Source organism: Siansivirga zeaxanthinifaciens CC-SAMT-1, assembly GCF_000941055.1.
Lineage (GTDB): Bacteria > Bacteroidota > Bacteroidia > Flavobacteriales > Flavobacteriaceae > Siansivirga > Siansivirga zeaxanthinifaciens.
In genome coordinates, this window is the sequence record NZ_CP007202.1 from 273,046 (window position 1) to 300,044 (window position 26,999).

Sequence of the window (26,999 nt, forward strand, 5' to 3'; positions counted from 1 at the left end):
CTAAAAAATCCCACTGTCGTGGGATTTTGTTTTATTTACTCGGAGGCATTGTTGGCCTTACTTCAATTTTACTTGGTAGTGTTCTCGGATTCATTTTTACTAAATCGACAACTAATTCGCCTATATCTTCAATTTGAATTTTCCATGCATCATTTTCGGTTGGTGTATGGTCGTTAAAATACGTAGCGACCGATCCTGGCATGATGGTGCTTACCTTTATATCGCGTTTACGTAAATCGAGCATAACCGCTTGAGTAAATCCTGTTACACCAAATTTACTAGCATTATAAGCTGAGCCATTAGCAAAAAAATTAGCACCCGCTAAACTGGAGATACTAATAAAATAACCTTTGGTTTGCTTTAAGGCTTCTACACTCGCTTTTATAGAATAAAATACCCCTGTAAGATTAGTATCAATGGTATCTTGCCATTGTTCTATGGTTAAATCTTCGATGCTTGCAAAATGCCCTAAGCCTGCATTGGCTACAACAATATCTAATTGATTAAAATGCTCTAAAGCTTTAGCGACAGCTTGTTGCTGACTTTCGTAGTTTCTCACATCGGCTTTAACACCTAATGCTTTGGCACCTTTAGTCGTATTCTCATTTAATGCGTTAGCCGCTTTTTGTGCCGAAGTTTCACTTCTACTGGTTATAACAACATTTACGCCTTCGTTTAGTAAAGCCTGAGCAATACCATATCCTATTCCTTTTGAGCCGCCGGTTATAAGGGCTACTTTATTTTTTAAATCTTTCATAGTTTTTCGCTTTTGTGTAAAACTACAAAACAAGAAAAATAATAACGAATTTATAATGTTATGATAATTATAAAAATTGAAGTTTTATGGTTTTGGAGGATATTGTGCCAACACTTTTGCTACCACAGCTTGCAATTGTGCCTCGCGCTTTTCGGGAGTTGCATTGGGTGAAAACGTCGATTCGCTTACGGCTTGCCAAAAGAGTTGCTTCTTATTTTCGTCTACAAAATCGATGGTTATTTGACGATTAATTTCGGCTTGACCAATGGGTAAACCTATGGATATGCCGCCTCCCATATTGCCACCGCCACCACCTAAACCTACACCTACGGTTTGTCGTTGGGGGTTTTGAAATTCGGCACTTTTTATATCTATAAAAAAATCGGGAGTATCGGCAAGTGTAAATCCTTTTTCTGCCATTTGAGCATCTAATGCATCTAACAAGCGTTTAGTATCTAGTTCGCTTAAACCCGTTTGCATGTTGGCATAATAATTATAGGTTTTGTATGCTGAAAAGTTGGTACCGCGCTCGTAATCGTAGTTTACTCGAATGGGTGCGCAGGCTACTATAAAAAGTACAGGTAATAGAAAAACGAATGACTTCATGATAGAAATAGGTATTTGATTATTTAAAATTAATCAAAAATTATTCCAATAACATGATTTTAGTTGGGAATTGCGTTAGGGATGGGAGCGGCATCCTTTTTAAACTTGAAAGCCTAACATTAAACTGATAACTATATCTTTTTAAATAAACTGGTTTTTAAATATGTACCAACTGTTTAAAAAGATATAGCGTACAGCCCGACCTTTAGGTAACGCCCTAATGGTTTAATTTAACATTTTCCAGAGGATATCTTTGAGCTCTGTGATGCCTTGTTGTGCCACCGAAGAAATGAACGTATAAGGAATTGGGAGTTCGTTATCGAGTTGTTCTTTTAGTTCGGCTTTTAATTCGTCGTCGAGCATATCGCATTTTGAAATGGCTATAATTCGGTCTTTATCGAGCATTTCTGGGTTGTAGCGACGCAACTCGTCTAACAAAATATCGTATTGTTTTTTGATATCTGGCGCATCGGCTGGAATTAAAAACAAGAGTATGGAGTTTCGCTCGATGTGACGTAAAAAGTAATACCCAAGGCCTTTGCCTTCGGCGGCTCCTTCGATAATTCCAGGTATATCGGCCATTACAAAGGTTTGAAAATCGCGGTATTCTACTATTCCTAAATTGGGTTTTAGGGTTGTGAATTCGTAATCGGCAATTTTTGGTTTTGCTGATGTGATAACAGATAGTAATGTTGATTTTCCTGCGTTTGGAAAGCCTACTAACCCAACATCGGCCAGGAGTTTTAACTCGAGTGTAATGTGGCGTTCTTCGAGCGGCATGCCAGGTTGTGCGTATCGTGGCGTTTGGTTGGTAGATGTTTTAAAATGCCAGTTTCCTAGTCCGCCCTTACCACCTTTTGCTATAATTTTTTCTTCGCCGTCTTCGGTGATTTCAAAAATTATCTCATCGGTTTCGGTATCGCGCACAACCGTTCCTAGCGGCACATCGATGTAGACATCTTCGCCGTCGGCACCAAAACTTCTTCCGCTACTTCCATGCTCCCCATGGCCAGCTCTAAAATGTTTTTTAAATTTTAAATGCAGAAGGGTCCACAGGTTGCTGTTCCCTTTTATAATAACGTGACCTCCACGACCGCCATCGCCGCCATCGGGACCGCCTTTGGCAATATATTTTTCGCGATGTAAATGCGCCGATCCTTGACCTCCTTTGCCCGAGCTCACATACATTTTTACGTAGTCTACGAAATTACCTTCTGTCATTTTTTTAAGTTATAAGTGAAAAGTGAAAAAGTAAAAAGTTACTCACTCTTGTACTTACTCAAATTAATTTTATTGTGTTTAATTTGTTATATTTTGTCGATTACTGCGCTTAAACGCTCGGTAATAGCTTCGATAGTACCTACACCGTCTACGCCATAGTATTTGTTTTGTGCAGAGTAATAATCTTTTAAAATAGCTGTTTTGTTATAGTATTCTGTGATACGATTTCTAATAATAGACTCGTCGGCATCGTCTGCTCTACCACTTGTTTTTCCTCTACCTATTAAACGTTCTACCAAAATTTCGTCGTCTACTTCTAGCGCAATCATGGCGTTTATTTGAGAGTCTTTGCTATCCATTAATTTATCTAAAGCTTCTGCTTGCGCATGGGTTCTTGGAAAACCATCGAAAATAAATCCTTTTGCAGTCGAATTTTTTTCTACTTCGGCTTCAAGCATATCAATAGTTACTTGGTCTGGAACCAGTTCGCCTTTATCCATATAAGATTTGGCTAACATGCCTAAAGCGGTTTCATTTTTAATATTGTATCTAAACACATCGCCTGTAGAGATGTGAACTAATTTATACTTTTCTTTTAAAAATTCTGCTTGGGTTCCTTTTCCTGCTCCTGGAGGACCAAATAGTACTAAGTTTGTCATGTATTGTGTTTGTTTAATTTGATATATTTCTGGTAAATTTCTTCCAAGACCATTATAGTCTAAGCCGAAACCTACAATAAATTTGTTGGGTATTTCAATGCCAATATAATGCAGTTTAAAATCTTTTTTATAAGCCGTTGGTTTGTAAAAAAGGGTGGCTATTTTTAATGTTTTTACCGATTCGTTTTTAAAAATTCTATGAACTTCGGCTAGGGTATTTCCGGTATCAATAATATCTTCCAGAATTATTACCGTACGGTTAGATAAATCTTGGGTTAAACCTATAAGACGTTGAATGTCTTCTGTAGATTTAACACCCTCGTACGATGCCAGCTTTATAAAAGTAACTTCGCAAGGCTTTGGATACTTTTTTACAAAGTCGCTTACCACCATAAAAGACCCGTTTAAAATACCAACAAAAACGGGTATTTCGTCTCCAATATCCTGGGCTATTTGCACTGCCAAACGTGTTAAAGCAGCATCTATTTCTTCGGAAGAAATAAACGGCTTAAAATATTTGTCGTGTAGCTTTATCACTTTAAATAATTTTTATAAAGCAGCAAAGATAATCAATAGATTAAGTAATAACCATTTTTTGAATTCGGATTTAAGGCGTAATTAATATTTAAGTGTATTTTTGCGATATATTTACCGATAAAATCGAATACATTCTTTTAAAAACAAACAATGAATTATTTTTCTTCAGATTTTAAACTAGGAATTCTTGGTGGAGGTCAATTAGGCAAAATGCTTTTAAACGATACGCGAAAATTCGACATATATACCTGTGTGTTAGACGCTAGCAACGAGGCGCCTTGTAAAATTGCCAGTAACGAATTTCATTTAGGTGATTTAATGGATTACGATGCTGTTTACAATTTTGGGAAGCAAGTAGATGTACTTACCTACGAGATTGAAAATGTAAATACCAATGCTTTAGAAGCTTTAGAAAAAGCAGGTGTTAAAGTATATCCTTCGTCTAAAACCTTAAAAACGATACAAAACAAGGCTAAACAAAAGTTATTTTATGTAGATCATAATTTACCAACTGCGCCTTTTTCTCGTTTTGCTTATACTTCTGAAATTGAAGATGCTTTAAATCATGGCGGATTAAGTTTGCCTTTTGTTTGGAAATCGACCCAGTTTGGATACGACGGCACCGGTGTTAAGATTGTAAAATCGGTTGCAGATTTAGATGGTTTACCAAATGTAGAATGCATCGCAGAAACTTTGGTGCCTTTTAAAAATGAATTAGCCGTTATTGTGGCTAGAAATGTTTCTGGAGAGACTAAAACATTTCCTGTTGTAGAAATGGAATTTCACCCCGAAGCTAACCAAGTGGAATATGTAATTTGTCCTGCTAGAATTCCAGATGCTATTGCAAAAAAAGCCATTGATGTGGCATTAAAAACATCGGAAGCCTTTAACCATGTTGGGCTTTTAGCTGTTGAAATGTTTCTAACACAAGACGATACTATTTTAATAAACGAAGTGGCGCCACGCCCTCACAATTCGGGTCATCAAACTATTGAGGCAAGCTATACCTCGCAATTTGAACAACATTTACGAGCTATTTTAAATTTACCTCTTGGTCGCACCGATAGTAAGGTGGGCGGCGTAATGGTAAACTTAGTAGGTGCAGAAGGTTTTAGCGGCAATGTTGTTTACCAAAACATTGATGCCATTATGAATTTAAATGGTGTAACCCCACACATATACGGAAAAAAACAAACGAGACCTTTCAGGAAAATGGGCCATGTAACCATTGTAAACGAAGACTTAAACGAAGCTAGAAAGGTAGCAGAACAAGTAAAAAAAACAATTAAAGTAATAAGCGAATAAAGATGCAAAAAGTAGGCGTAATAATGGGTAGTAAAAGTGACTTGCCAGTAATGCAAGACGCAATAGATATTTTAAAAGAGTTTGATATTGAAGTTGAAGTAGATATTGTTTCGGCTCACCGTACTCCAGAGAAATTATTTGATTATGGCAAAAATGCACACTTAAGAGGCATCTCTGTAATAATTGCTGGTGCTGGTGGCGCTGCGCATTTACCGGGCATGGTAGCTTCTTTATCGCCACTACCTGTAATTGGTGTTCCTGTAAAAAGTAGTAATTCTATTGATGGCTGGGACTCGGTACTTTCTATTCTGCAAATGCCTGGAGGTGTTCCGGTTGCTACAGTGGCATTAAACGGCGCTAAAAACGCGGGGATTTTAGCCGCTCAAATAATAGGATCTAACGATTTAAATGTGTTAGCTAAAATTGTTGCTTTTAAAGAAAGTTTAAAAGAGAAAGTTTACGAATCGGCAAAAGACTTAAAATAAAAACCCCGAAAGAATTCGAGGTTTTTATGGCTATTAATAATTTACTTGAGTTAGTCACTCTAAAATTAACTGCGCAAAAATAGAAAATTAATATTATGTATGCATAATAAAATTTCATTTTTAACATTATTATTACAAAAATGACAAACATTCTTTTAAAAAAATTCCAAACTCCTTATAATACTGCACCATTTTCAGAAATCAACTATAATGACTTCCTACCTGCTTTTAAAGAAGCTATTAAGGAAGCCAAAGCTGAAATTGATGCTATAATTAACAACACGGAAGCACCTAATTTTAAAAATACCATTGAAGCTTTAGATTTTTCAGGAGAACAATTAGATAGAATTTCAAGTATATTTTTTAATTTAAACTCGGCCGAAACCAACGATACGATTCAAAAAATAGCACAGGAAGTTTCTCCATTACTTTCTGAATTTAGTAACGACATTACACTAAACGAAGCTTTATTTAAACGCGTTAAAGCTGTTTACGATGCTAAAGATACTTTAGAGCTTACTACCGAACAGAAAACATTATTAGATAAAAAATACAAAGGTTTTTCTAGAAATGGGGCTAATTTACCAGAAGACAAAAAAGAGAAACTACGAGCCATCGACAAAAAACTGAGTCAGTTAACCTTAAAATTTGGTGAGAATGTTTTAGCTGAAACTAATAAATTTGAAATGCTTGTTACAAACAACGACGATTTAGCTGGCTTACCAGAAGGTACTATTGAAGCTGCTAAACAATTAGCAGAAAGCAAAAATAAAGAAGGCTGGCTTTTCACACTCGATTACCCGAGCTACATACCCTTTGTAACTTATGCAGATAATAGAGAACTTCGTAAAAAAATAACCTTAGCTGCTGGCAGCAAAGGCTTTAATAACGATGCGTTAGATAACCAGAACATAGTTTTAGAAATTGTAAAACTAAGACACGATCGCGCCAATCTTTTGGGTTACAAAACCCATGCGCATTTTGTTTTAGAAGAGCGTATGGCTAAAACACCTCAAAACGTTGAAAACTTTTTAAATGAATTATTAGAAAAAGCCAAGCCAGCGGCCATTAATGAATTTAAAAATCTTCAAAATTTCGCAAAAGAATTAGATGGTATTGACCATCTGGAAAAATGGGATGCCTCGTACTATTCAGAAAAATTGAAACAAAAATTATTCAATTTAGATGATGAGTTATTAAAACCGTATTTTAAATTAGAAAATGTTATAAACGGAGCTTTTACTATAGCAAACAAGCTATTTGACTTAAATTTTGAAGAAATAAACAACATAGACAAATACCACGAAGAGGTACTAACCTATAAAGTAACCGATAATAACGGCGATTTAATTGCCATTTTTTACGCCGATTTTTTCCCAAGACCAGGCAAAAGAAATGGTGCATGGATGACATCTTTCAAACCACAATATGTAAAAGATGGTGTAAACGATCGTCCACACATTTCCATTGTTTGTAACTTTACAAAACCTACCAAAAGTAAGCCATCTTTGTTAACGTTTAACGAAGTAACAACCTTATTTCACGAATTTGGTCATGCCCTACACGGCATGCTTGCAAACACAACCTACCCGAGTTTATCTGGAACTAGCGTATTTTGGGACTTTGTAGAATTACCAAGTCAGGTTATGGAAAACTGGTGTTTCGAGAAAGAAGCTTTAGAACTTTTTGCTAAACATTACCAAACAGGCGAAGTAATTCCTATGGACCTTGTTAATAAAATAAAAGAGTCTGCAACGTTTCATGAAGGTATGCAAACCCTGCGTCAAATTAGTTTTGGACTTTTAGATATGAGTTGGCATGCGCTCGAAAACCCAGAAACAATAACTTCTGTAAAAATCCATGAAAATGAAGCGTTCGAAGGCACCAAACTTTACCCAGATGTTGCCAAAAATTGCATGAGCACCTCATTCTCACATATTTTTCAAGGTGGCTACTCGTCAGGTTATTACAGTTATAAATGGGCCGAAGTTTTAGATGCCGATGCGTTCGAATATTTTAAAGAATCTGGTATTTTTAATAAAGAGATTGCAACAAAATTTAAAAACTTTGTATTATCGCAAGGGGGCACAGAAGATCCTATGGTTTTATACAAACGCTTTCGCGGAAAAGAACCAAAGCCGGAAGCGTTATTAAAACGTGCCGGGTTAATTTAAAAGTAAAATATTCGCTTTTTTATCCTACTTTTGAAAAACATAAAACGAATCTAATAATGTCAAACAATCTAATTAATCCTAATAATTGGATCGATTTATATTCAGATTACCTTTTCAATTACACAATCGTCCGTGTAAACGATAAGGAAATTGCAGAAGATTTGGTACAAGAAACTTTTTTTGCAGGTTTAAAATCTATGAAAAACTTTAAAGGAGAGGCCAGTGAACGTACATGGCTTATTTCTATATTAAAACGTAAAATCATAGACCACTATCGCAAAACGAATTCAAAAAAAGGTAAAGCAGAAATTCGAATAACTTACAACGAAAATAACGAAAGTGAAGGCGATTGGTTAGAAGAAAATGTATCAGATCCATTTGATAAAACAGCCGAAGACACCATGGTAAATAATGAACTTGGTGAAGCTATTTTTAATTGTTTAACTAAATTACCAAAAAAACAAGCCGTCATTTTTAAGATGAAAACTATTGAAGGAATTGAAACAGAAGATATTTGTAATGAACTAAATATTACTGCGTCTAACCTATGGGTAATTATTCATAGAGCCCGAACTGCCATGGCAGATTGTTTAAAAGAAAATTGGTTTTAATCATGGGAAATAAATTAAAGTTTATGTTTCAATGTGATGAGGCGACTCACATATGTGACAAAACTCAATATAAAGAATCTTCTTTTTTGGAAAAATTTAAACTCCAATTACATTTAATTTACTGTAAAACTTGTAGAAAATATTCCAGAAACAACTTTAAACTAACAGATTGCATAGAGAAATCGAACATACAGTCTTTAGATAAAAAATTTAAAGAATCAATGAAAGAGAAGTTAGATGCGGCTATTAAAGAAGTTTCTAACTAGTAAAATATTAACAGTAAAATAAGCCATAAAATAGGCAATCCTTCTACCCAAAAAGCTGTATAATATTTACCTCGATTTGTTTTAGAAAAAATCAAAAAAATTAGTGTTATTAAACTAACAACACAAAGTACAAAGGTATGTATTAATGTTATTTCGTCTTTAAAAAACTCTATCAAAGCAAATAACATTAGTAAAACTATACCCATTATTTTTGTGTTTTTAACGCCTATTTTTTGAGGAATAGTAGAAAGTCTTAAACTATCGTATTTTAAATCTCGTATTTCAAAAGGCAACATTAAAATGATAATAAAAACATAACGCTGCAGTGCCGTTATAAAAACATCGGCGTCTATGGGGTGATTATTATTTATTATGGGAATAAATACCGTTACACCACTCCACACCAAACCAATTAAATACACTTTTAGTCCACCTATACTTCTTAAATTGTGCTTATTATCTCTAAAAAAACGCTTTGGCAAAAAAGGAATGACATAGAAAAACGTAATCAACCCCAAAGCAGAAATACATAACAGAGTATAAACCTGTAGTTTAAAGGCAAAAATTAACATCGCCAAAAAACTGAAAAACGAAAAAACCTGAATGTATTTTATCCAATTTGCTAAACTTCTGTGGTGAAATTTTGCAAGCCCAAAATATTTAACAAAATTATAACCCGAAATTCCTCCAAAAAATACAAAACAAAGCACATTATAGTCTGTAGAAATGGTATGTTCAATCATGGTAATCCACGTTAACGAAACCACAGCTAAAGCCACGTGAATACTACTGTTTATATAAAAATTTAAACAAGAAAAAAAACACTTCATAAAACAAAAATAAGCAATCTGTTAATAAGCCATCCTTTAAGTTAAAAACTTTCCATATTATGCAACAAAAAGCAATTATTATTACTTAATTTTGCAAATTATTCAATAAAAAATGCCTTTATGAATACAAACGCTTTTGCTTTACGCCATATTGGTCCTCGAGAAGAAGATCAGGAAAAAATGTTACAAACCATAGGTTTAAATTCTTTAGATGAATTAATTTATGAAACCATTCCAAATGATATTCGTTTAAAAAATGAATTAAATTTAGATGCACCAATGACCGAGTACGAGTACTTGCTTCATATTCAAAAATTATCTAAAAAAAATAAAACCTACAAAACATACATAGGTCTTGGTTATCATCCAAACATCATGCCTGCCGTTATTCAAAGAAATATTCTTGAAAACCCAGGATGGTACACGGCTTATACACCTTACCAGGCAGAAATAGCGCAAGGCCGTTTAGAAGCGCTTTTAAATTTCCAAACAATGGTTATTGAGTTAACAGGTATGGAAATTGCAAATGCTTCACTTTTAGACGAGAGTACCGCTGCTGCAGAAGCTATGACCCTGCTTTTTGCCGTTCGTGATCGCGACCAAAAGAAAGCCGATGTTAACAAATTCTTTGTTTCAAAAAACATTTTACCTCAAACACTCTCTTTATTACAAACAAGAGCCAATCCTATTGGTATCGAACTTGTCATTGGAAATGAAGATACTTTCGACTTTTCAAAAGATTTTTTTGGTGCTATTTTACAATATCCAGGTAAAGATGGCCAAATAACAGACATTAAAACATTTATAGCAAAAGCAAATGCATCTCAAATAAAAGTGGCTGTTGCTGCCGATATATTGAGTTTAGTAAAACTGGAAGCTCCCGGTAAATTTGGTGCCGATGTGGTTGTTGGAACAACGCAACGTTTCGGAATTCCTATGGGCTATGGCGGTCCACACGCAGCATTTTTCGCAACTAAAGAGGCCTATAAACGTGATTTACCAGGACGTATTATTGGCGTAACAAAAGATGCCAATGGCAACAGAGCTTTACGTATGGCTTTACAAACACGTGAGCAACATATTAAAAGAGACAAGGCTACTTCTAACATTTGTACTGCGCAAGTACTTTTAGCTGTTATGGCTAGTATGTACGCCGTTTATCACGGACCTAAAGGCTTAAAATTTATTGCCAATAAAGTACATAAATCGGCCACTACGGTTGCCGAAGCTTTAGAAAGCCTCGGTTACAAACAGGTGAATGACAACTTTTTTGATACCATTCAAATAAAAGCAGATGCTAAAAAGATTAAAAAAATAGCAGAAAAGAAAAAGGTTAATTTATACTATCCAGATTCTAATACGGTTACCATTTCAGTAAATCAAACCACCTTATTAAATGATGTTAATGAATTAATTTCAATTTTTGCTGAAGCTGCCAATAAAGAAACTATTAAAATTTCAAACCTGTCTGAAACTGTAAACATTTCAGAAAATTTACAAAGACAATCAGATTTTTTAACGCTTGATGTTTTTAATACTTACCACTCTGAAACAGAATTAATGCGCTACATTAAATTGTTAGAGCGCAAAGATTTAGCATTAAATCATTCCATGATTTCCTTAGGGTCTTGTACTATGAAATTAAATGCGGCTTCAGAAATGCTACCTTTAAGCAACCCACAATGGGGAAATATTCATCCATTTGCACCTTTAAAACAAGCCAAAGGCTACTTAAAAGTTTTAAAAGAACTAGAAGATCAATTAACAGAAATCACTGGTTTTGCTGCAACCTCTTTACAACCAAACTCTGGTGCGCAGGGCGAGTTTGCCGGATTAATGGTAATTAAAGCCTATCACGAGTCGCGTGGCGATTTTCATAGAAACATTTGCTTAATTCCTTCATCGGCTCACGGAACAAATCCTGCGAGTGCAGTTATGGCTGGTATGAAAGTTATTGTAACAAAATCTACCGAAGAAGGTAATATTGATGTAGATGATTTACGTGAAAAAGCCCTTTTACATAAAGATAATTTATCTTGTTTAATGGTAACTTACCCATCTACACATGGTGTTTACGAATCTGCTATAAAAGAAATAACTCAAATTATTCATGATAATGGCGGACAAGTTTATATGGATGGCGCTAACATGAATGCTCAAGTAGGGTTAACCAATCCAGGAAATATTGGTGCCGACGTTTGTCATTTAAACTTACACAAAACATTTGCCATTCCTCATGGTGGTGGTGGTCCAGGAGTTGGTCCTATTTGTGTGGCTAAACAATTAGTGCCTTTTTTACCAGGAAATCCATTAGTAAAAGTTGGTGGAGAAAAAGCCATAACAGCTATTTCTGCGGCTCCTTATGGCTCGGCATTAGCTTGTTTAATATCTTATGGTTATATTAAAATGCTTGGAGCAGAAGGCCTAACAGCATCAACTAAAGTTGCCATCTTAAATGCCAATTACATTAAAGAACGTTTACAAGGAAGTTTTGACACTTTATACTCTGGAGAGCGTGGTCGTGCAGCACACGAAATGATTGTTGATTGCCGACCATTTAAAGCCAACGGCATCGAAGTAACCGATATAGCAAAACGATTAATGGATTATGGTTTTCATGCACCAACGGTTTCGTTCCCTGTTGCAGGCACTTTAATGATTGAACCTACCGAAAGTGAAAGTAAAGCAGAAATAGATCGTTTCTGTGATGCCATGATTTCAATTAAAAAAGAAATTGACAGCGTTACAAAAGACGATGAAAATAATGTGCTTAAAAACGCACCGCATACCTTAAACATGATTACCAGTGATGAGTGGTTGTTTCCATACTCTAGAGAAGCTGCTGCTTTCCCGTTAGAATATGTTAGAGAAAACAAATTCTGGCCAACGGTAAGACGTGTTGATGATGCCTACGGAGATCGTAATTTAATTTGTTCTTGTATACCAATTGAGGCTTATGCCGAGGCTTAAAACGCCCTTTGAACATCGTAAAATAATTAAACTTTAAAATTGCCTTTTATTAATATTAGATACCTTAGTGTACCTCTAAACAATAAAAGGCAATTTCTTTTTTATGAATATTAAAATAACAGGTACTGGATGCTATATTCCAGACACCATAGAAAAAAATGACGCTTTCTCAAACCATCAATTTTTAAACAACGATGGCTCCCCCATTAACTCCCCGAACGAAGTTATAATAGAGAAATTTAAAGCTATTACAGGTATTGCTGAACGTCGGTATGCTAAAAACCATTTAAACTCCTCAGATTTAGGTGCATTTGCAGCAGAAAACGCCATAAACAATGCCAATATAGACCCCGAAACACTAGATTACATTATTGTTGCTCATAACTTTGGTGATGTTAAACACGGCACCATACAGAGTGATATGTTACCCTCGTTAGCATCAAGAATAAAACACAACCTTCGCATTAATAATCCTAAATGTGTGGCGTACGACATTCTCTTTGGATGTCCAGGCTGGATTGAAGGTGTGATTCAAGCAAAGGCCTTCATAAAGGCAGGATTAGCTAAAAGATGTTTAGTTATTGGAACCGAAACACTTTCTAGAGTGGTAGATAAACACGATCGAGATTCCATGATTTTTTCTGATGGTGCTGGCGCAACCATTATTGAAGCTACCAATGACGAAGGTGGTATTCTAGCGCATGAAACTGCTAGTTACACCTCCGACGAAGCTTATTTTTTACATTTTGGAAATTCTAATAATCCAGAATTAAACAAAGATACCAGGTACATTAAAATGGAGGGACGTAAAATTTACGAGTTCGCTTTAAACAAAGTCCCACAAGCCATGAAAACCTGTTTAGATACTAGTGGTAAAAATATTAAAGAGGTTAAAAAGATTTTTATTCATCAAGCCAACGAAAAAATGGATGAAGCCATTCTTAAACGTTTTTACAGGTTATACAGAACAGAAATCCCAGAAAATATTATGCCTATGAGCATACAAAAACTTGGAAACAGTTCGGTAGCAACAGTACCAACACTTTTCGACTTAGTTAGAAATAACAAAATAGAAAATCATAGTCTTAATAAAGGTGATGTTGTTATATTTGCAAGCGTAGGTGCTGGCATGCACATTAACGCAATTGTTTACCAATATTAAACATACGCTTTCGCGGAAAAAACAAACATGTACGAAAACACATTTCCGAACAAACGGTTTAAACATACTATTCAATTTCTAAAAAAACATATTTCAAATTCTGAAACCATTTTAGACTTAGGTGTTGAAAATCCGTTTTCTGAAATCATGAAAGCACATGGTTATTCTGTTATAAACACAAAAGGAGAAGATCTGGATGTAGATGTATCAACAATTGAAAACGCCCCTACAGACGTAGTAACTGCTTTTGAAATTTTCGAACATTTATTATCGCCTTTTACGGTTCTAAAATCGATTAAGTCTAACAAATTAGTCGCTAGTGTCCCTCTAAAATTATGGTTTTCTTCTGCATACAGGAGTAAAACCGATATGCTCGACAGACATTATCACGAGTTTGAAGACTGGCAATTTGATTGGTTATTAGAAAAAACTGGCTGGAAGATTATAGATAGTCAAAAATGGACCAACCCAACAAAAAAATTTGGCATCCGTCCTATTTTACGTTGGTTTACACCCAGATATTACATTGTTTACGCCGAAAGAGTTTAACTTTAAATTTTTAAAATTTCAAGTCTGAATTTCTACATCATCATACCAGCCCATAACGAACAAGATTCTATCGGATTAACTCTAGATTCTTTGGTTAAACAAACGCTAAAACCAAAGCAATTAGTTATTGTAAATGACAATTCAACAGATAAAACTGAAGAAATTGTAAACACCTATATTGCGCAACACCCATGGATTTCATTAGTAAATTCTAAATCTTCAAATAAACACTTGCCGGGTTCTAAAATAATTAACGCCTTTTATAAAGGCCTTGATACTTTAGACGACAACTATGATATTATTTGTAAGTTTGATGCCGATTTAATTTTTCCTAATAACTATTTAGAAGAACTCGCACTTCATTTCAATAGCCATGAAAAACTGGGTATGGTAGCTGGCTTTTGCTACATTGAAAAAAATGGCGAGTGGCTACTTGAAAACTTAACCAAAAAAGACCACATTCGTGGTGCTTTAAAAGCTTACAGAAAAGCCTGTTTTTTACAAATTGGAAAACTAAAACCTTCTATGGGTTGGGATACGGTCGATGAGTTACTAGCCAAATACTATGGCTGGGATATCTTAACCGATGAAACGCTTCACATTAAACATTTAAAACCAACAGGAATTAGCTATAACAAAGCTTCAAAATATTTGCAAGGTGAGTCCATGTATAAAATGCGTTACGGCTTTATAATTACTTTTATATCATCTGTAAAACTAGCTTACAAGAAAAAAAGTTTTAGTTTATTTATAGATTATTTAGCAGGCTATTTTAAAGCTAAAAAAAACAAAACACCTTTTTTAGTTAATGAAGAAGAAGGTAAATTTATTAGAAATCTGCGTTGGAAAGGGATGTTAAATACATTAAAATAAATATAGATATCTTAGAAATTAAAGTCGAAATTGAAAACCAATGAATAAAAATTCTATATTTAAATCATGAAAGTATTCTTACTCATATTCTGTTTTCTTATCGGGATATTTTATTTAACCAATAAACCCAAAGAACCTGCTGTTATAAAGTTGGCTGAAAGCCCAAATAAAAAAAACTGCATCGTACCGAGTGCTTCAAACGATAGTTTAAATATTCATCAAGGTTGTTGTATTAGTTCTAGTAGATCTGCTTACATCATGCAGCAAATTAAAAAATAGACGGAATAATCTTTACAACAATACTATTGTCTTAAAAAAATTAAAATCTAAAAACTCCAGTCTTTATAACTATTTGAAGCTTCTAATTTATTTTCAAGAGCATCATCGAGTTCTGGAAAAAAATCGATACCCGTTAATGTCTCGATAGTATCAACAGAAACCACAAATTCATACAGAGGTTTGTTAGAATTTTCGTGTGGCATCAAAAAAGCTATCATTTTTGTTTTTCCAGAATTAGTATCGATTAAAACTTTATAAAATTGATTAGGTACAGCAACCCTTTCGTAACCAATAGTTTCCATGTTGCCTTTTAAAACACCGCCAGTAACTACAAAAACACCATCATATTTACTGGCCCAATAACGTACTTTTTGCTCGAGGTTATTCCATATACCTGCGTTAAAATTATGTTCTTGCGGACTAATATTACTGGTTAAAAATGTTTCATCGTGAGCTTCTTTACTATAGCGTCTGTCGCCGGCAGGACATAAATGACCGCGATCGAAACCAGAGTTTTTATAATTTTTCCAATCGGCAGCTCCTGTTTTAACAGCTTTATCTATTTCAAAATAAGGTCTATCAAAATTAGTGTTAGAAAGTTGCGATTTTTTAAGTTCGTAGGCTACCCATTCTGCCTGTTCGTGTGGCTCACTGTAAGATAACGAATAACCTTTATGATGCACTATTTGTCCGGTTGTACTGGTTGGCAAAAAAAATTCGTTTGTATTTTCTTTTGTTTTTTTACCTTCAGAAATAATAATTGTTGCTTCTTCTGTTTTTAAAAAATGCTCATAACCATAAACAGCTACAACTAAAATTAAAACGAGGATGGGATATATTTTTCTTTTATTCAAACTACTATTCTAAAATAAAATCTAAAGGTTTACCAATTACGGCACTAGGAAAACTAATATTTAATAATGCAGACATGGTAGGTGCAATATCGGTAATTTCAGTGAATTTTAATGTGCTTCCGTGTTTTATTCCTTTTCCGAAGAATAACAAAGGCACATGCGTATCATAATCGAAACCAGACCCATGAGTAGACCCCGTTTTACCGTAAGATATATAGGCGGTTTCGTAAACATAAACCACATCTCCAGAACGCTTTTGATTATATCCTTTTTGCAACAAAGCTTCTAAACCTGTATCGAAATAATGAGATGTCATGGTTTTTGCAGAGTAAGCTTTATCGATGTTAGGGTAAGTGATAATTTCATTCACTATTGCATCTTGAACATCCTCTAAATTTAATTTCAATTTATTGAGTTTTGTACGATTTAAAAACACTTGATTATTACTAATATTCTCAACCAAATCTTCGTCTCCAAATTTTGCTTGTACAAAATCTTTTATGCGCTGTTTCTCTGCTTTGGAGTCTATATAACCGGCTGGGATTTTTAGGCTTTGTAAATACGCAGGAACATCGACAGCCGCATGATCGGCAGTTAAAAACGCTGTATAATTACCTTTTCCAACCTGATTATCTAAAGCCTCGAAAAAACGTTCTAAGTCTTTGTCGAGACGAATATACGTATCTTCAATTTCTTTTGAATTCACACCAAAATTGTGCCCTACGTAATCTGTACTTGAAAAACTAACCGCTAAAACATCGGTAATATTATCGGCTCCAAGCTGCTCCCCTTTTAGAGCTGCAATAGCAAAATCGGTAACAATACTATTTCCGTAAGCCGTAGACTTAATAATATCGAACCCTGAATTTTTAGGTGCTAAATCCTTCAAATCGTAAGGAAACGTTGCTATATCTTTTCCATTAAAACCTTTTTCAAAATTATTTAAATCGCTTCCACTTTCTGTGTATGTTTCAATATTATAACATGTATACCAAGGTTTTAAATACGATTCGGCGATGTTTGAATTATTAAAATCGGTTACCCATTCAGGCAAATCATTTCTGTAAAATGTACTTGTAATAAAGTGGCCTTTATCTTTTCCATAAAACCAATAAGCAGCATTTGCGGTATGACCTGCAGGTAAAATAGCGCCTCGATCTTTAATAGATATACCTATTGTTTTACCTCGCATTTGTGTAAACAGTCGGTTTTCGTCTGCAAAGGTTGTTGTTTTCATGCGGTGCGGAGACATTTGTCCGGCGTTTGATGTAGTTCCAACAGATTGAACAGCACTATCACCAGCACAATACACCATAGATTTAGATACTTTATCGTACCAATCGTTGGCAATTACACCATGATATTTTGGTGTTGTTCCTGTGTAAACAGATGCGTGCCCGGGACCAGTGTAAGTTGGCACATAGTTAAAATGATTATTTTTGCAATTAAAACCTTCATTCATCATTCGTTTAAAACCTCCTTCTCCATATTTCGAGATAAATCGCGTTAAATAATCATATCTCATTTGGTCTACTACTATACCAACAACCAACTTTGGCCGATTGGCTTCTAGTTCATTTGAAGCATTAATGTTAGTTTGACTTTGAGCTTTAATTGATGAAAATAAAACTAGGGATATTAAAGCACTAAGGAGATTTTTAAACATATTATAATTTTTTGCCAAAATTAAATATTTTAATACATCTTAATTTAAAATTAAAGTTAAATACCACTTACTTTTTTTACTTTAGCAGTATAAATTTTTATATGACTTATTTACATAATATTGGAGCTTATTTTTTAATGATTGTAGAGATGTTTCGTAAGCCTACGAAATGGTCTGTGATGAAAACATTAATTCTAAAAGATATAGACGATTTAATTATTGGATCGCTAGGTATTGTTGCTTTTATATCTTTTTTCGTTGGTGGTGTTATTACAATACAAACGGCTTTAAATATTAGCAACCCACTAATTCCTAAATACTTAGTTGGCTTCGCCACCAGGCAATCTATTGTATTAGAATTTGCACCTACGTTTACCTCTGTAATTATGGCTGGAAAAGTAGGATCCTTTATAACTTCCAGCATAGGAACCATGCGTGTTACCGAACAAATAGATGCTTTAGAAGTTATGGGTATTAACTCTTTAAATTACCTTATTTTTCCTAAAACTATTGCCTTACTCTTATACCCTTTTGCAATTGCTGTAGGTATGTTTTTAGGCATCCTTGGTGGTATGGCTGCTTGTTATTTTGGTGGTTTTGGTACCATGGAAGATTATATTGTAGGTATTCAAACAGATTTTATTCCATTTCACATTACGTACGCCTTTATAAAAACCTTTGTTTTTGCTTTTATTTTAGCTACCATCCCATCATTTTATGGGTATTATATGAAAGGTGGTGCTTTAGAAGTAGGTAAAGCAAGTACAACCTCGTTTGTTTGGACAAGTGTAACCATTATCCTTTTAAACTTTTTACTAACCCAAATGCTTTTAAGCTAATGATTGAAGTTAAAGATTTACATAAATCGTTTAATGGTGTTGAAATATTAAAAGGTATAAGCACCACTTTTGAGAAAGGAAAAACAAACCTCATTATTGGACAAAGTGGCTCGGGTAAAACGGTGTTTTTAAAGTGTTTGTTGGGTTTATTTAATTACGAATCTGGCTCTATTGCTTATGATGGTAATGTGTTTTTTAATCTTACTGAAGACGAAAAACGTAATTTAAGAGCTAAAATTGGCATGGTGTTTCAAGGCAGTGCTTTGTTTGATTCTATGACTATTGCGCAAAACGTTATGTTTCCCTTAAAAATGTTTACTAAACAAAGTAAAAGCGAGATGGAAGATCGTGTAAATTTTGTTTTAAAACGTGTAAATCTAGACAATGCACACAACAAAATGCCTAGTGAAGCTTCAGGAGGAATGCAAAAACGGGTTGCTATTGCACGTGCTATAGTTAACAACCCAAAGTATTTATTTTGTGATGAACCTAACTCTGGTTTAGACCCAAAAACATCTATTGTTATTGATAATTTAATCCAAGAAATAACAGACGAATACCAAATTATTACTGTAATTAATTCACACGATATGAATTCGGTTATGGAAATTGGTGAAAAAATTGTTTTCTTAAAAAATGGGTTAAAAGAGTGGGAAGGCTCCAAAGAAACCATTTTCAAAACCGATAACGAAGCCGTTACCGATTTTGTTTATTCTTCCAACTTATTTAAAAAAGTTCGTAAAATGTATATAGATGAAAATAGCTAATTAATACGCTTAACTTCTAAAGTATCTAGTTTCAATTTTAATTTTAACCACTGCTCGAGTTTTTCTTGATCTTTAACCTTAACCTTTTCATTGGCTAAAGAATCATTCCATTTTACTGTAAACACAGTTAAAGTATCCATTTTATTAAAATTAGACGTAATAACATGAGCAAATGAAATCTTTTCGATGGTCTCGTAATTAATTTTTACTTCTTTAGTTAATTCTTCAAAAGGAATATAGTTTTTCTCTAGCTTAGAGAGTTGTTTTACTTTATTTTCAAGATAAGCAACCTTCTGACTTTGAGACAATAAATCTAACGAATCTCTTGTTCTTAGCTCGGTCATATACTTGAAGTTGTCTAGGTTTTTAGATTTATTCTGATTAATAATTAAATCGCAATTTGATAAAGCACCATAATCATCCATACGATTTTTAATAAGACTAATGGTAGATTCTGGTATTTCATCTAAACCAAAGGTATTAAGCTCGATGGTTTGCTTGTTTTTATCAATATAATTGTAAATAGCGTTCTTTTTGATGTACTCAAAATGCGGTAAAACACTCAACTCATTATCTACAAAAGCTTTGGCGTCTCTGTTAAAATTACTTTCATTTAAAACACTTAAAAATGTCCAAACCGCAGGAATCATAACTACGATAGCAAGTAATGTAGCTAATCTTGAAATAAATTGTCGCTTTTTAGAATTTACGTATTTAAGCATGGGGAAACGCAAAACTTTCAATACAATAAAAGTTGCCAAAGCGATAAAAATGGTGTTAATAGTAAATAAGTACATGGCCCCTAAGAAATACTCAAAGTTTCCTTTAGCCAAACCATACCCAGCAGTACAAAGTGGTGGCATTAAAGCTGTAGCAATGGCGACACCAAAAATTACCGATGCGATGGTACCTCGTTTTGTTCTGGCTATAATTAAAGCCAAACCACCAAAAAAGGCAATTAAAACATCTCTAATGTCGGGTTGAACTCGCCCTAAAAGTTCGGAAGTATCTTCACTTAAAGGAAATAACCAAAAGAATAAAAAAGCCGTTAGTAAACTTAAAGCAATCATAATTGCTAAGTTTATTAACGATCGCTTTAACGTATCTATATCGTTTATTCCTATAGACATCCCCACACCTAAAATAGGGCCCATTAGAGGCGAAATTAACATGGCACCAATAACCACTGCCGTAGAATTAGCATTTAAACCAATAGATGCAACAAAAATGGAACAAATTAAAATCCAGGCAGTAGCACCTTTAAAAGGAATATCGCCTTTTATGGCCTCGATAGTTGCATCACGATCTGTATCGTCTCGAAAATCTAGTAATTCACTAAAAAATCGCTTCACACTTAGAAACAAACCCTGAGCATCCTTTTTTACGGCTTGCTTAGAATCTTCAACCGATTTATCTTTTTTGTTTTCTTCTTCAGAAAAATCAAATTTACTTTCTTCCATTTTCTTTAATTTAATAGAAACACTAATTCACTAATATATAAAATAAAAGCATGAGTTAATCAAAATAAATAGCGATTAGCCCATGCTCTTCCTTTAAAAAAATACTATAGATTAGAATTATCCGTAGTTTTCTCCGAATTTATCCTTTACTTTTTGAAGTACTTTTTTAATGTCTTGTTCTTTGGTTTTAGGATAAATTAATAGCACATCTTCTTTATCTACAATAATATAATCGTTAATCCCATCTAAGACTACTATTTTATTGTTTTTAGTGCGAATCATATTTCCTGAAGCGTCTTCTACCAACGTTCTGGCGTTTACAACGGCATTATCGTTTTGGTCTTTACCTAATTTATCGTAAAGACTTCCCCAAGTTCCCAAATCGTTCCAATCGAACTCTGCGCCAATTACAAATACATTTTTAGAGGTTTCCATTATGGCATAATCCACTGAAATATTTTCGGCTTTCGGATAATTTTCTTTAATAAATTCGGTTTCTAAATCGGTGTTATAAGCCGATATTCCGTTTTCAAATAAAGCAAATAAATCTGGCTGATTACTTTTAAAAGCATCGACAACCGTTTTAACGCTCCACATAAAAATACCTGCATTCCAGAGAAAATTACCCTGCTCGATAAATGATTTTGCGGTTTCGTAATCTGGTTTTTCTCTAAATTGATTTACCGATTTAATGTTGTTAGTTGTGTCTTTATCAAACTCAATATAACCATATCCGGTATTAGGAAATGTTGGCTGAATACCTAGGGTCATTAAGGCATTGTTATCTGAACAAAAATCGAAAGCTTGCTGTACATTCTTGGTAAATGTAACTTCATCTTCTATCCAGTGATCGCTTGGCGCTACAATCATTACAGCATCAGGATTTTCCTTTTGAATTTTTAACGAAGCATATAATATACAAGGCGCTGTATTTCGCATTGCTGGCTCTAAAACAACTTGACGTTGTGTTACTTCTGGCAACTGTTCTAAAACCAAATCGTTATAAATTTCATTGGTTAAAATGAAAATATTTTCTTTTGGTATTAAGTGAGCCAGTCTTTTAAATGTTTTTTGTATTAAGGTGTCTCCGGTTCCCAACATATCGTGAAATTGTTTTGGAAATTCCTGTGTACTTACAGGCCAAAATCTGGAACCTACTCCTCCTGCCATTAATATGGCGTAATAATTTTTATTCATCAATATTTGTTATTAATTCAACTTCTGCATTGGGATTAAATAAATATAGCCTCCCTGTTTTTATCTCTTTACATTCAAAACGTTTGACGCGTTTTTGTCCCATTTCGAATATTTTTCCATTATATAATTTAAAAACACTACCGGTAGGAACTTCAAAAATGAATGTTTTATCATTTGGTTCATCAAATTGTTTTAAAGCAAGGGCTAAATTAGCATCAGAATCGCTTGATGCCTTAGGATTTTTAAAATGTTTTGCTAATAAAGGTAACAAATTATTTGGAAAAACCTGCGGATTTAGAAATGGCAACATTAAATTCTTAAAGGTATGTTTCCATTCTACACCGTGAGGTTTTATAAATTTACCGTAATTTTTAAAAGCTTCAAAATGAGCTATTTCATGAATTAAAGTTATCAAAAAACGGTATGCATTTAAATTAGAATTTATGGTTATTTGATGCTTTCCATTTGGTAAACGCCTATAATCTCCATGTCTGGTTTTGCGTTCGTTTTTTATCTTAACAGCCAAATTATCATGTTCTAAAAGTTTTAAAACTTGATTAATGGCTTCACCTGGAATAAAATCTTGAAGATTTTTCTGCATTACAATACAAAATTAAAATATTTCACACAAGAAAAACTGCTATTTAAAAAAAAATGAAAAAAATTGGATAATTAAAGTATTAATAACGCTTATAAAAAACAAAGCACATATCTAAAAAATCAATATTTTACTATTTAAAAATACCATAAAACAAGAATAATTTATATGGATATAATCGATTAAAAATTTTAAAGCATTTGAAGTAAATCCGTCATATTGTTGAATGTCTTTGTTGCTAGAGATTCTAGATCGTTATAATAATCGTGTTCTGTATAACCATAAACATCAAATCCGCCATTTTTAGCTCCTAAAACACCTAATTTACTATCTTCTATAACCAAACATTCATCTGGCTTGTAACCCATAGTTTTTGCTGCTAATAAAAACACATCGGGTTCTGGTTTCCATTTTTTAATTGTATAACAACTAAATATTTTGCCCTCAAAATAGGGTAACAATCCAACTAGACCTAGATTGAGTCTAATTTTTTCATCGGTACCACTAGAGGCAACACAAAAAGGAATGTTTAAATTTTCAATAACTTCTTTAACACCTTTTATTGGTTTTACTGTGGCTTTAAATTGTTTATCTAATTCGGTTCTATATTCGGTTTCAAATGATTGAGGAACATCTTCGGTTACCAAGGTTTTAATAATAGACAAACAATCGTCAAAATGACTTCCTTTAAAATGCTTCATGGCATAATCTAAGTCGATATTCGCACCATATTTATTAGCCATAGCGACTAATAATTGATTACTTGTTACCTCTGTATCTACTAAAACGCCATCACAATCGAAAATGATGCATTTGTATTTTTTCATAATTTTAAGGTGTAGAATTAGAAACCTGCAACAGTTTACCGTTATAATATTTGTTTCCGTTTAAGGAAAAGTCGAAAATATATTGTGCCATTTCTAAGGCTGAAGTTGACGCTTTATAACCAGGAAAGGCTTCTTCTAGCATTTCGGTTTGTACGGCACCTAAAGCTAATACATTAAAAGATATACCAGATGCTTTGTATTCTTCGGCCAACAATTCGGTTAAGGTAATTACTGCCGCTTTACTCGAGCTATAGGCTGCTAAACCAGGGAATTTCATACTTCCTTGAACTCCACCCATAGAACTAATAGTTACCACATGACTTTGTGCTTTCATAAATGGTAAAACAATTCTTGTGAGTTCGGCAACACCAAAAACGTTGGTTTTATAAACGGTTTCAAAATCGGTTATTGTAATCTCAGAAAATGGTTTGTTAAGTAACATCCCTGCATTGTTAATTAAAACATCAACTTGTTTCCAATTGCTGCTAATAAAACTTTCTACTTGTTTGTAGGCATCGGCATCACCCAAATCGAAAGAAAACGACGTTACATTTTTAAGTTTTAAACTGGTAATAGGTTTTTCATTCCGCGAAAGCGCTAAAACATGATGCCCTGCATTTGAAAATAGCTTAACCAACTCAAAACCAATACCGCGACTGGTTCCTGTTATTATAATATTTTTTATCATAGAAGAATTAAAGTTTAAAGATAAAAAAAACCTGCTTCAAACAAATGAAACAGGTTTTTATATGTTAAATGAATATTCAATTACACCAACATTGTAATTGGATTTTCAATATATCCTTTTAATGTTTGAAGGAATTGTGCTCCGGTTGCTCCATCAATCGTTCTGTGGTCGCACGCTAAAGATAACTTCATGGTGTTACCAACAACAATTTGTCCGTTTTTAACCACTGGTTTTTCAATAATATTCCCCACAGAAAGTATCGCTGAATTTGGTTGATTGATAATAGATGTAAAGGTTTCTATACCAAACATTCCTAAGTTAGAAACTGTAAATGTACTACCTTCCATTTCTGCAGGTGTTAATTTTTTGTTTCTAGCTTTTCCTGCAAGATCTTTAACCGCAGCACCTATTTGAGGTAATGTTTGTTCATTTGCAAACTTAACAACTGGCACAACCAATCCATCTGGAACAGCTACTGCTACACCAATATGAACATGGTTATTTAAACGCATTTTGTCTGCAAACCATTGCGAGTTTACTTGCGGATGTTTTTTTAATGCTAAGGCACAAGCCTTCACAACCATATCGTTATATGATATTTTAGTGTCTGGAATTGAGTTGAATTGATTTCGGAAAGCAATGGCATTTTCCATATCAAATTCTACTGTTAAATAATAATGTGGTGCAGAAAATTTAGAATTGGTTAAAGCTTTTGCAATAGCTTTACGCATTTGTGAGTTTGTAACATCTTCGAAATCTTCTTGACCAGCAGGTACAAATTTACCAACTGCTGCAGCACCTTGCGCAGGCACATAATTTTCTACATCAGACTTAACAATGCGACCATTTTCGCCAGACCCTTGTACTTGAGATAAGTTAATACCTTTTTCCTCTGCTATTTTTTTAGCTAAAGGCGATACAAAAATGCGGTCTCCAGAATTTCCTTTTGCTGGTTTAGTAGCTTTAGGAGCCTCTGCTTTTACAGGCGCTTTAGGAGTTTCTGCTTTAGGAGCTTCTTTTTTAACAGGAGCTTCCTCTTTTTTTGCAGGGGCTGTATTAGAAAAGTTTTTTGCTACATCTGAAACATCTGTTCCTGCAGGGCCAATAATGGCCAATAAAGCATCTACTTTTGCAGACTCACCTTCATCTAAGCCAATATGTAATAAAGTACCCGACTGGAATGATTCAAATTCCATCGTCGCTTTATCTGTTTCAATTTCAGCTAAAATATCGCCTTCTGATACGGTATCACCAACTTTTTTCAACCAAGTTGCCACCGTTCCTTCTTCCATGGTATCACTTAAACGAGGCATGGTAACAACAATGACACCTTCAGGTAACTCAGGAGATGCATTAGACGCTTCTTCTTGGATAGTTGCTTCCTCTGAAGTTGATTGAGAAGCTTCTTTAGATGCTTCCTTTTTCTCTTCTTTAGGTGCGCCACCGCCATTTAATAAATCTGAAATATCTTCTCCTTCTTCACCAATTATAGCTAAAAGCTCATCAACTTTTGTTGTTTCACCCTCTTGAACACCAATATGAAGTAAGGTTCCTTCGTTAAAAGATTCGAACTCCATGGTAGCTTTATCTGTTTCTATTTCGGCAAGTATATCACCTTCTTCTATCTTATCTCCTACTTTTTTTAACCAAGCCGCAACGGTTCCCTCTTCCATGGTATCGCTTAAACGCGGCATATTTACTACAATTGCCATAGTTTATAATTTGTGTTGAATAAATGGATAATCTTGTTGTTCGTAAACCATATCGTAAAGTTGTTGTTTTTCCGGGAATGGCGATTCCTCTGCAAACTTTTCACATTCTGACACTAGGTCTTTAACACGATTATCAATTACTTTAATATCTTCTTCTGTTGCATAATTCTTTTCAAGAAGAATGTCTTTAACTTGAGTAATTGGGTCTATCTTTTTATATTCTTCAACCTCTTCTTTTGTTCTATAGTGCTGTGCATCACTCATTGAGTGACCTCTATAACGATACGTTTTAAGCTCTAAAAATGTAGGGCCTTCTCCACGACGTGCTCGCTGTATTGCTTCATCAAAAGCTTCAGCAACTTTCACAGGATTCATGCCGTCTACAGGTCCGCAAGGCATTTCATACCCTAAACCTAATTTCCATATTTCTGTATGATTTGCGGTACGCTCTACAGAAGTTCCCATAGCATAACCGTTATTCTCACATACGAATACAACAGGAAGTTTCCATAACATTGCTAAATTGAAAGATTCGTGTAACGAACCCTGACGAGCAGCACCATCTCCAAAACAGCATAGAGTTACCGCATCGCTACCATGATATTTATCACCAAAAGCCATACCAGCACCTAATGGAATTTGACCTCCAACAATACCATGGCCTCCGTAAAAACGAAACTCTTTAGAGAAAATATGCATAGAACCTCCCATACCATGAGATGTTCCTGTAGCTTTTCCATAAAGTTCTGCCATAACACGTCTAGGATCTACTCCCATACCGATAGGTTGCACGTGATTACGATAAGCTGTAATCATTTTATCTTTTGTCAAGTCCATAGCATGTAAAGCCCCTGCCAATACTGCTTCTTGACCGTTATATAAGTGAAGAAATCCTCTTACTTTTTGTTGTATGTATACTGCAGCTAATTTGTCTTCAAATTTTCTCCAGAATAACATGTCTTCGTACCATTTGAGGTAAACCTCTTTTGTGATTTTTTGCATCGACTAATATATAGGTTTTACTTAAGCGAAATACAAAAGTAATACATTGCTCTCTATTTGGAAAATGTTAAATTAATTAAAATGAAAAAAATATGAAATCAAAAA

At 34.1% G+C, this 26,999-nt stretch carries 25 protein-coding genes; 11 read left to right on the top strand and 14 right to left on the bottom strand.

Going from position 1 to position 26,999, the window contains the following annotated elements:
- Window positions 1-31: 31 nt before the first annotated feature.
- From AW14_RS01320 to AW14_RS14615, 4 genes are all read right to left on the bottom strand, one after another.
- Window positions 32-757, bottom strand: a complete 726-nt coding sequence (locus tag AW14_RS01320; protein WP_044637166.1) for an SDR family oxidoreductase — start codon at window positions 755-757, stop codon at window positions 32-34.
- Window positions 758-841: 84 nt separating this feature from the next.
- Window positions 842-1,363: a DUF4136 domain-containing protein gene (locus tag AW14_RS01325; protein ID WP_044637167.1), complete on the bottom strand. Its 522-nt coding sequence runs from the start codon at window positions 1,361-1,363 to the stop codon at window positions 842-844.
- 225 nt (window positions 1,364-1,588) lie between these two features.
- A complete protein-coding gene (gene obgE, locus AW14_RS01330) occupies window positions 1,589-2,584 on the bottom strand; it encodes a GTPase ObgE (protein ID WP_044637168.1) in 996 nt (331 codons plus the stop codon).
- An 86-nt stretch (window positions 2,585-2,670) separates the two neighbouring features.
- Window positions 2,671-3,780 (bottom strand): adenylate kinase, encoded by a 1,110-nt coding sequence (locus AW14_RS14615; protein ID WP_084708726.1) that lies wholly within the window; start codon window positions 3,778-3,780, stop codon window positions 2,671-2,673.
- A 150-nt stretch (window positions 3,781-3,930) separates the two neighbouring features.
- On the opposite strand from AW14_RS14615, the gene AW14_RS01340 reads away from it, so the two are divergent.
- The 4 genes from AW14_RS01340 (at window position 3,931) to AW14_RS01355 (ending at window position 8,355) form a co-directional block, all read left to right on the top strand.
- Window positions 3,931-5,085: a 5-(carboxyamino)imidazole ribonucleotide synthase gene (locus AW14_RS01340; protein ID WP_044637169.1), complete on the top strand. Its 1,155-nt coding sequence runs from the start codon at window positions 3,931-3,933 to the stop codon at window positions 5,083-5,085.
- A gap of 2 nt (window positions 5,086-5,087) precedes the next feature.
- Window positions 5,088-5,570: a 5-(carboxyamino)imidazole ribonucleotide mutase gene (gene purE, locus AW14_RS01345; protein ID WP_044637170.1), complete on the top strand. Its 483-nt coding sequence runs from the start codon at window positions 5,088-5,090 to the stop codon at window positions 5,568-5,570.
- A gap of 140 nt (window positions 5,571-5,710) precedes the next feature.
- A complete protein-coding gene (locus tag AW14_RS01350; RefSeq protein ID WP_044637171.1) occupies window positions 5,711-7,744 on the top strand; it encodes a M3 family metallopeptidase in 2,034 nt (677 codons plus the stop codon).
- A gap of 56 nt (window positions 7,745-7,800) precedes the next feature.
- Window positions 7,801-8,355: a sigma-70 family RNA polymerase sigma factor gene (locus tag AW14_RS01355; RefSeq protein ID WP_044637172.1), complete on the top strand. Its 555-nt coding sequence runs from the start codon at window positions 7,801-7,803 to the stop codon at window positions 8,353-8,355.
- A gap of 262 nt (window positions 8,356-8,617) precedes the next feature.
- Here the strand turns inward: AW14_RS01355 and AW14_RS01365 are convergent, their stop codons facing one another.
- Window positions 8,618-9,451, bottom strand: a complete 834-nt coding sequence (locus AW14_RS01365) for a UbiA prenyltransferase family protein (RefSeq protein ID WP_044637174.1) — start codon at window positions 9,449-9,451, stop codon at window positions 8,618-8,620.
- A gap of 120 nt (window positions 9,452-9,571) precedes the next feature.
- On the opposite strand from AW14_RS01365, the gene gcvP reads away from it, so the two are divergent.
- The 5 genes from gcvP to AW14_RS15000 all read left to right on the top strand — a co-directional run bounded on the left by gcvP (window position 9,572) and on the right by AW14_RS15000 (window position 15,284).
- Window positions 9,572-12,421, top strand: coding sequence for an aminomethyl-transferring glycine dehydrogenase (gcvP, locus tag AW14_RS01370; protein ID WP_044637175.1), 2,850 nt, complete (start codon window positions 9,572-9,574; stop codon window positions 12,419-12,421).
- Between the two features lie 103 nt (window positions 12,422-12,524).
- Window positions 12,525-13,583 carry a 3-oxoacyl-ACP synthase III family protein gene (locus tag AW14_RS01375; protein WP_044637176.1) on the top strand — a complete coding sequence of 353 codons (1,059 nt, stop codon included), beginning with the start codon at window positions 12,525-12,527 and terminating at the stop codon, window positions 13,581-13,583.
- A 27-nt stretch (window positions 13,584-13,610) separates the two neighbouring features.
- Window positions 13,611-14,132, top strand: coding sequence for a methyltransferase domain-containing protein (locus tag AW14_RS01380; protein ID WP_044637177.1), 522 nt, complete (start codon window positions 13,611-13,613; stop codon window positions 14,130-14,132).
- Between the two features lie 24 nt (window positions 14,133-14,156).
- On the top strand, window positions 14,157-15,005 hold the full coding sequence (locus AW14_RS01385; protein WP_044637178.1) for a glycosyltransferase family 2 protein: 849 nt from the start codon (window positions 14,157-14,159) through the stop codon (window positions 15,003-15,005).
- Between the two features lie 66 nt (window positions 15,006-15,071).
- A complete protein-coding gene (locus tag AW14_RS15000) occupies window positions 15,072-15,284 on the top strand; it encodes a hypothetical protein (protein ID WP_154662100.1) in 213 nt (70 codons plus the stop codon).
- 47 nt (window positions 15,285-15,331) lie between these two features.
- Here AW14_RS15000 and AW14_RS01390 read toward each other — a convergent pair whose 3' ends face one another.
- Complete coding sequence (locus AW14_RS01390) at window positions 15,332-16,138, bottom strand: DNA/RNA non-specific endonuclease (RefSeq protein ID WP_044637179.1); 807 nt, start codon at window positions 16,136-16,138, stop codon at window positions 15,332-15,334.
- Between the two features lie 4 nt (window positions 16,139-16,142).
- Window positions 16,143-17,804 (bottom strand): alkaline phosphatase PafA, encoded by a 1,662-nt coding sequence (gene pafA, locus AW14_RS01395; RefSeq protein WP_044639442.1) that lies wholly within the window; start codon window positions 17,802-17,804, stop codon window positions 16,143-16,145.
- Between the two features lie 101 nt (window positions 17,805-17,905).
- On the opposite strand from pafA, the gene AW14_RS01400 reads away from it, so the two are divergent.
- Both AW14_RS01400 and AW14_RS01405 read left to right on the top strand, forming a co-directional pair.
- Entirely contained in the window at window positions 17,906-18,643 is a 738-nt protein-coding gene (locus AW14_RS01400) for an MlaE family ABC transporter permease (RefSeq protein ID WP_044639443.1), read from the top strand.
- Window positions 18,643-19,410, top strand: a complete 768-nt coding sequence (locus tag AW14_RS01405) for an ABC transporter ATP-binding protein (RefSeq protein WP_044637180.1) — start codon at window positions 18,643-18,645, stop codon at window positions 19,408-19,410. Before AW14_RS01400 ends, AW14_RS01405 begins: the two co-directional genes overlap by 1 nt.
- Here the strand turns inward: AW14_RS01405 and AW14_RS01410 are convergent.
- The 7 genes from AW14_RS01410 to pdhA all read right to left on the bottom strand — a co-directional run bounded on the left by AW14_RS01410 (window position 19,407) and on the right by pdhA (window position 26,894).
- Window positions 19,407-20,870 carry a DUF389 domain-containing protein gene (locus AW14_RS01410; RefSeq protein ID WP_044637181.1) on the bottom strand — a complete coding sequence of 488 codons (1,464 nt, stop codon included), beginning with the start codon at window positions 20,868-20,870 and terminating at the stop codon, window positions 19,407-19,409. The two genes, AW14_RS01405 and AW14_RS01410, sit on opposite strands and share 4 nt — an antisense overlap.
- 117 nt (window positions 20,871-20,987) lie before the next feature.
- The gene (locus tag AW14_RS01415; RefSeq protein ID WP_044637182.1) at window positions 20,988-22,067 is read right to left on the bottom strand and encodes a mannose-1-phosphate guanylyltransferase; all 1,080 of its coding nucleotides are present in this window, start codon (window positions 22,065-22,067) and stop codon (window positions 20,988-20,990) included.
- Window positions 22,060-22,668 carry a SprT-like domain-containing protein gene (locus tag AW14_RS01420; RefSeq protein ID WP_044637183.1) on the bottom strand — a complete coding sequence of 203 codons (609 nt, stop codon included), beginning with the start codon at window positions 22,666-22,668 and terminating at the stop codon, window positions 22,060-22,062. Before AW14_RS01420 ends, AW14_RS01415 begins: the two co-directional genes overlap by 8 nt.
- 188 nt (window positions 22,669-22,856) lie before the next feature.
- Window positions 22,857-23,492 carry an HAD family hydrolase gene (locus tag AW14_RS01425; RefSeq protein ID WP_044637184.1) on the bottom strand — a complete coding sequence of 212 codons (636 nt, stop codon included), beginning with the start codon at window positions 23,490-23,492 and terminating at the stop codon, window positions 22,857-22,859.
- A gap of 4 nt (window positions 23,493-23,496) precedes the next feature.
- Window positions 23,497-24,180 (bottom strand): SDR family NAD(P)-dependent oxidoreductase, encoded by a 684-nt coding sequence (locus AW14_RS01430; RefSeq protein ID WP_044637185.1) that lies wholly within the window; start codon window positions 24,178-24,180, stop codon window positions 23,497-23,499.
- An 80-nt stretch (window positions 24,181-24,260) separates the two neighbouring features.
- Window positions 24,261-25,892 carry a pyruvate dehydrogenase complex dihydrolipoamide acetyltransferase gene (locus AW14_RS01435; RefSeq protein WP_044637186.1) on the bottom strand — a complete coding sequence of 544 codons (1,632 nt, stop codon included), beginning with the start codon at window positions 25,890-25,892 and terminating at the stop codon, window positions 24,261-24,263.
- Window positions 25,893-25,895: 3 nt separating this feature from the next.
- A complete protein-coding gene (gene pdhA / locus AW14_RS01440; protein WP_044637187.1) occupies window positions 25,896-26,894 on the bottom strand; it encodes a pyruvate dehydrogenase (acetyl-transferring) E1 component subunit alpha in 999 nt (332 codons plus the stop codon).
- Window positions 26,895-26,999: the final 105 nt, after the last annotated feature.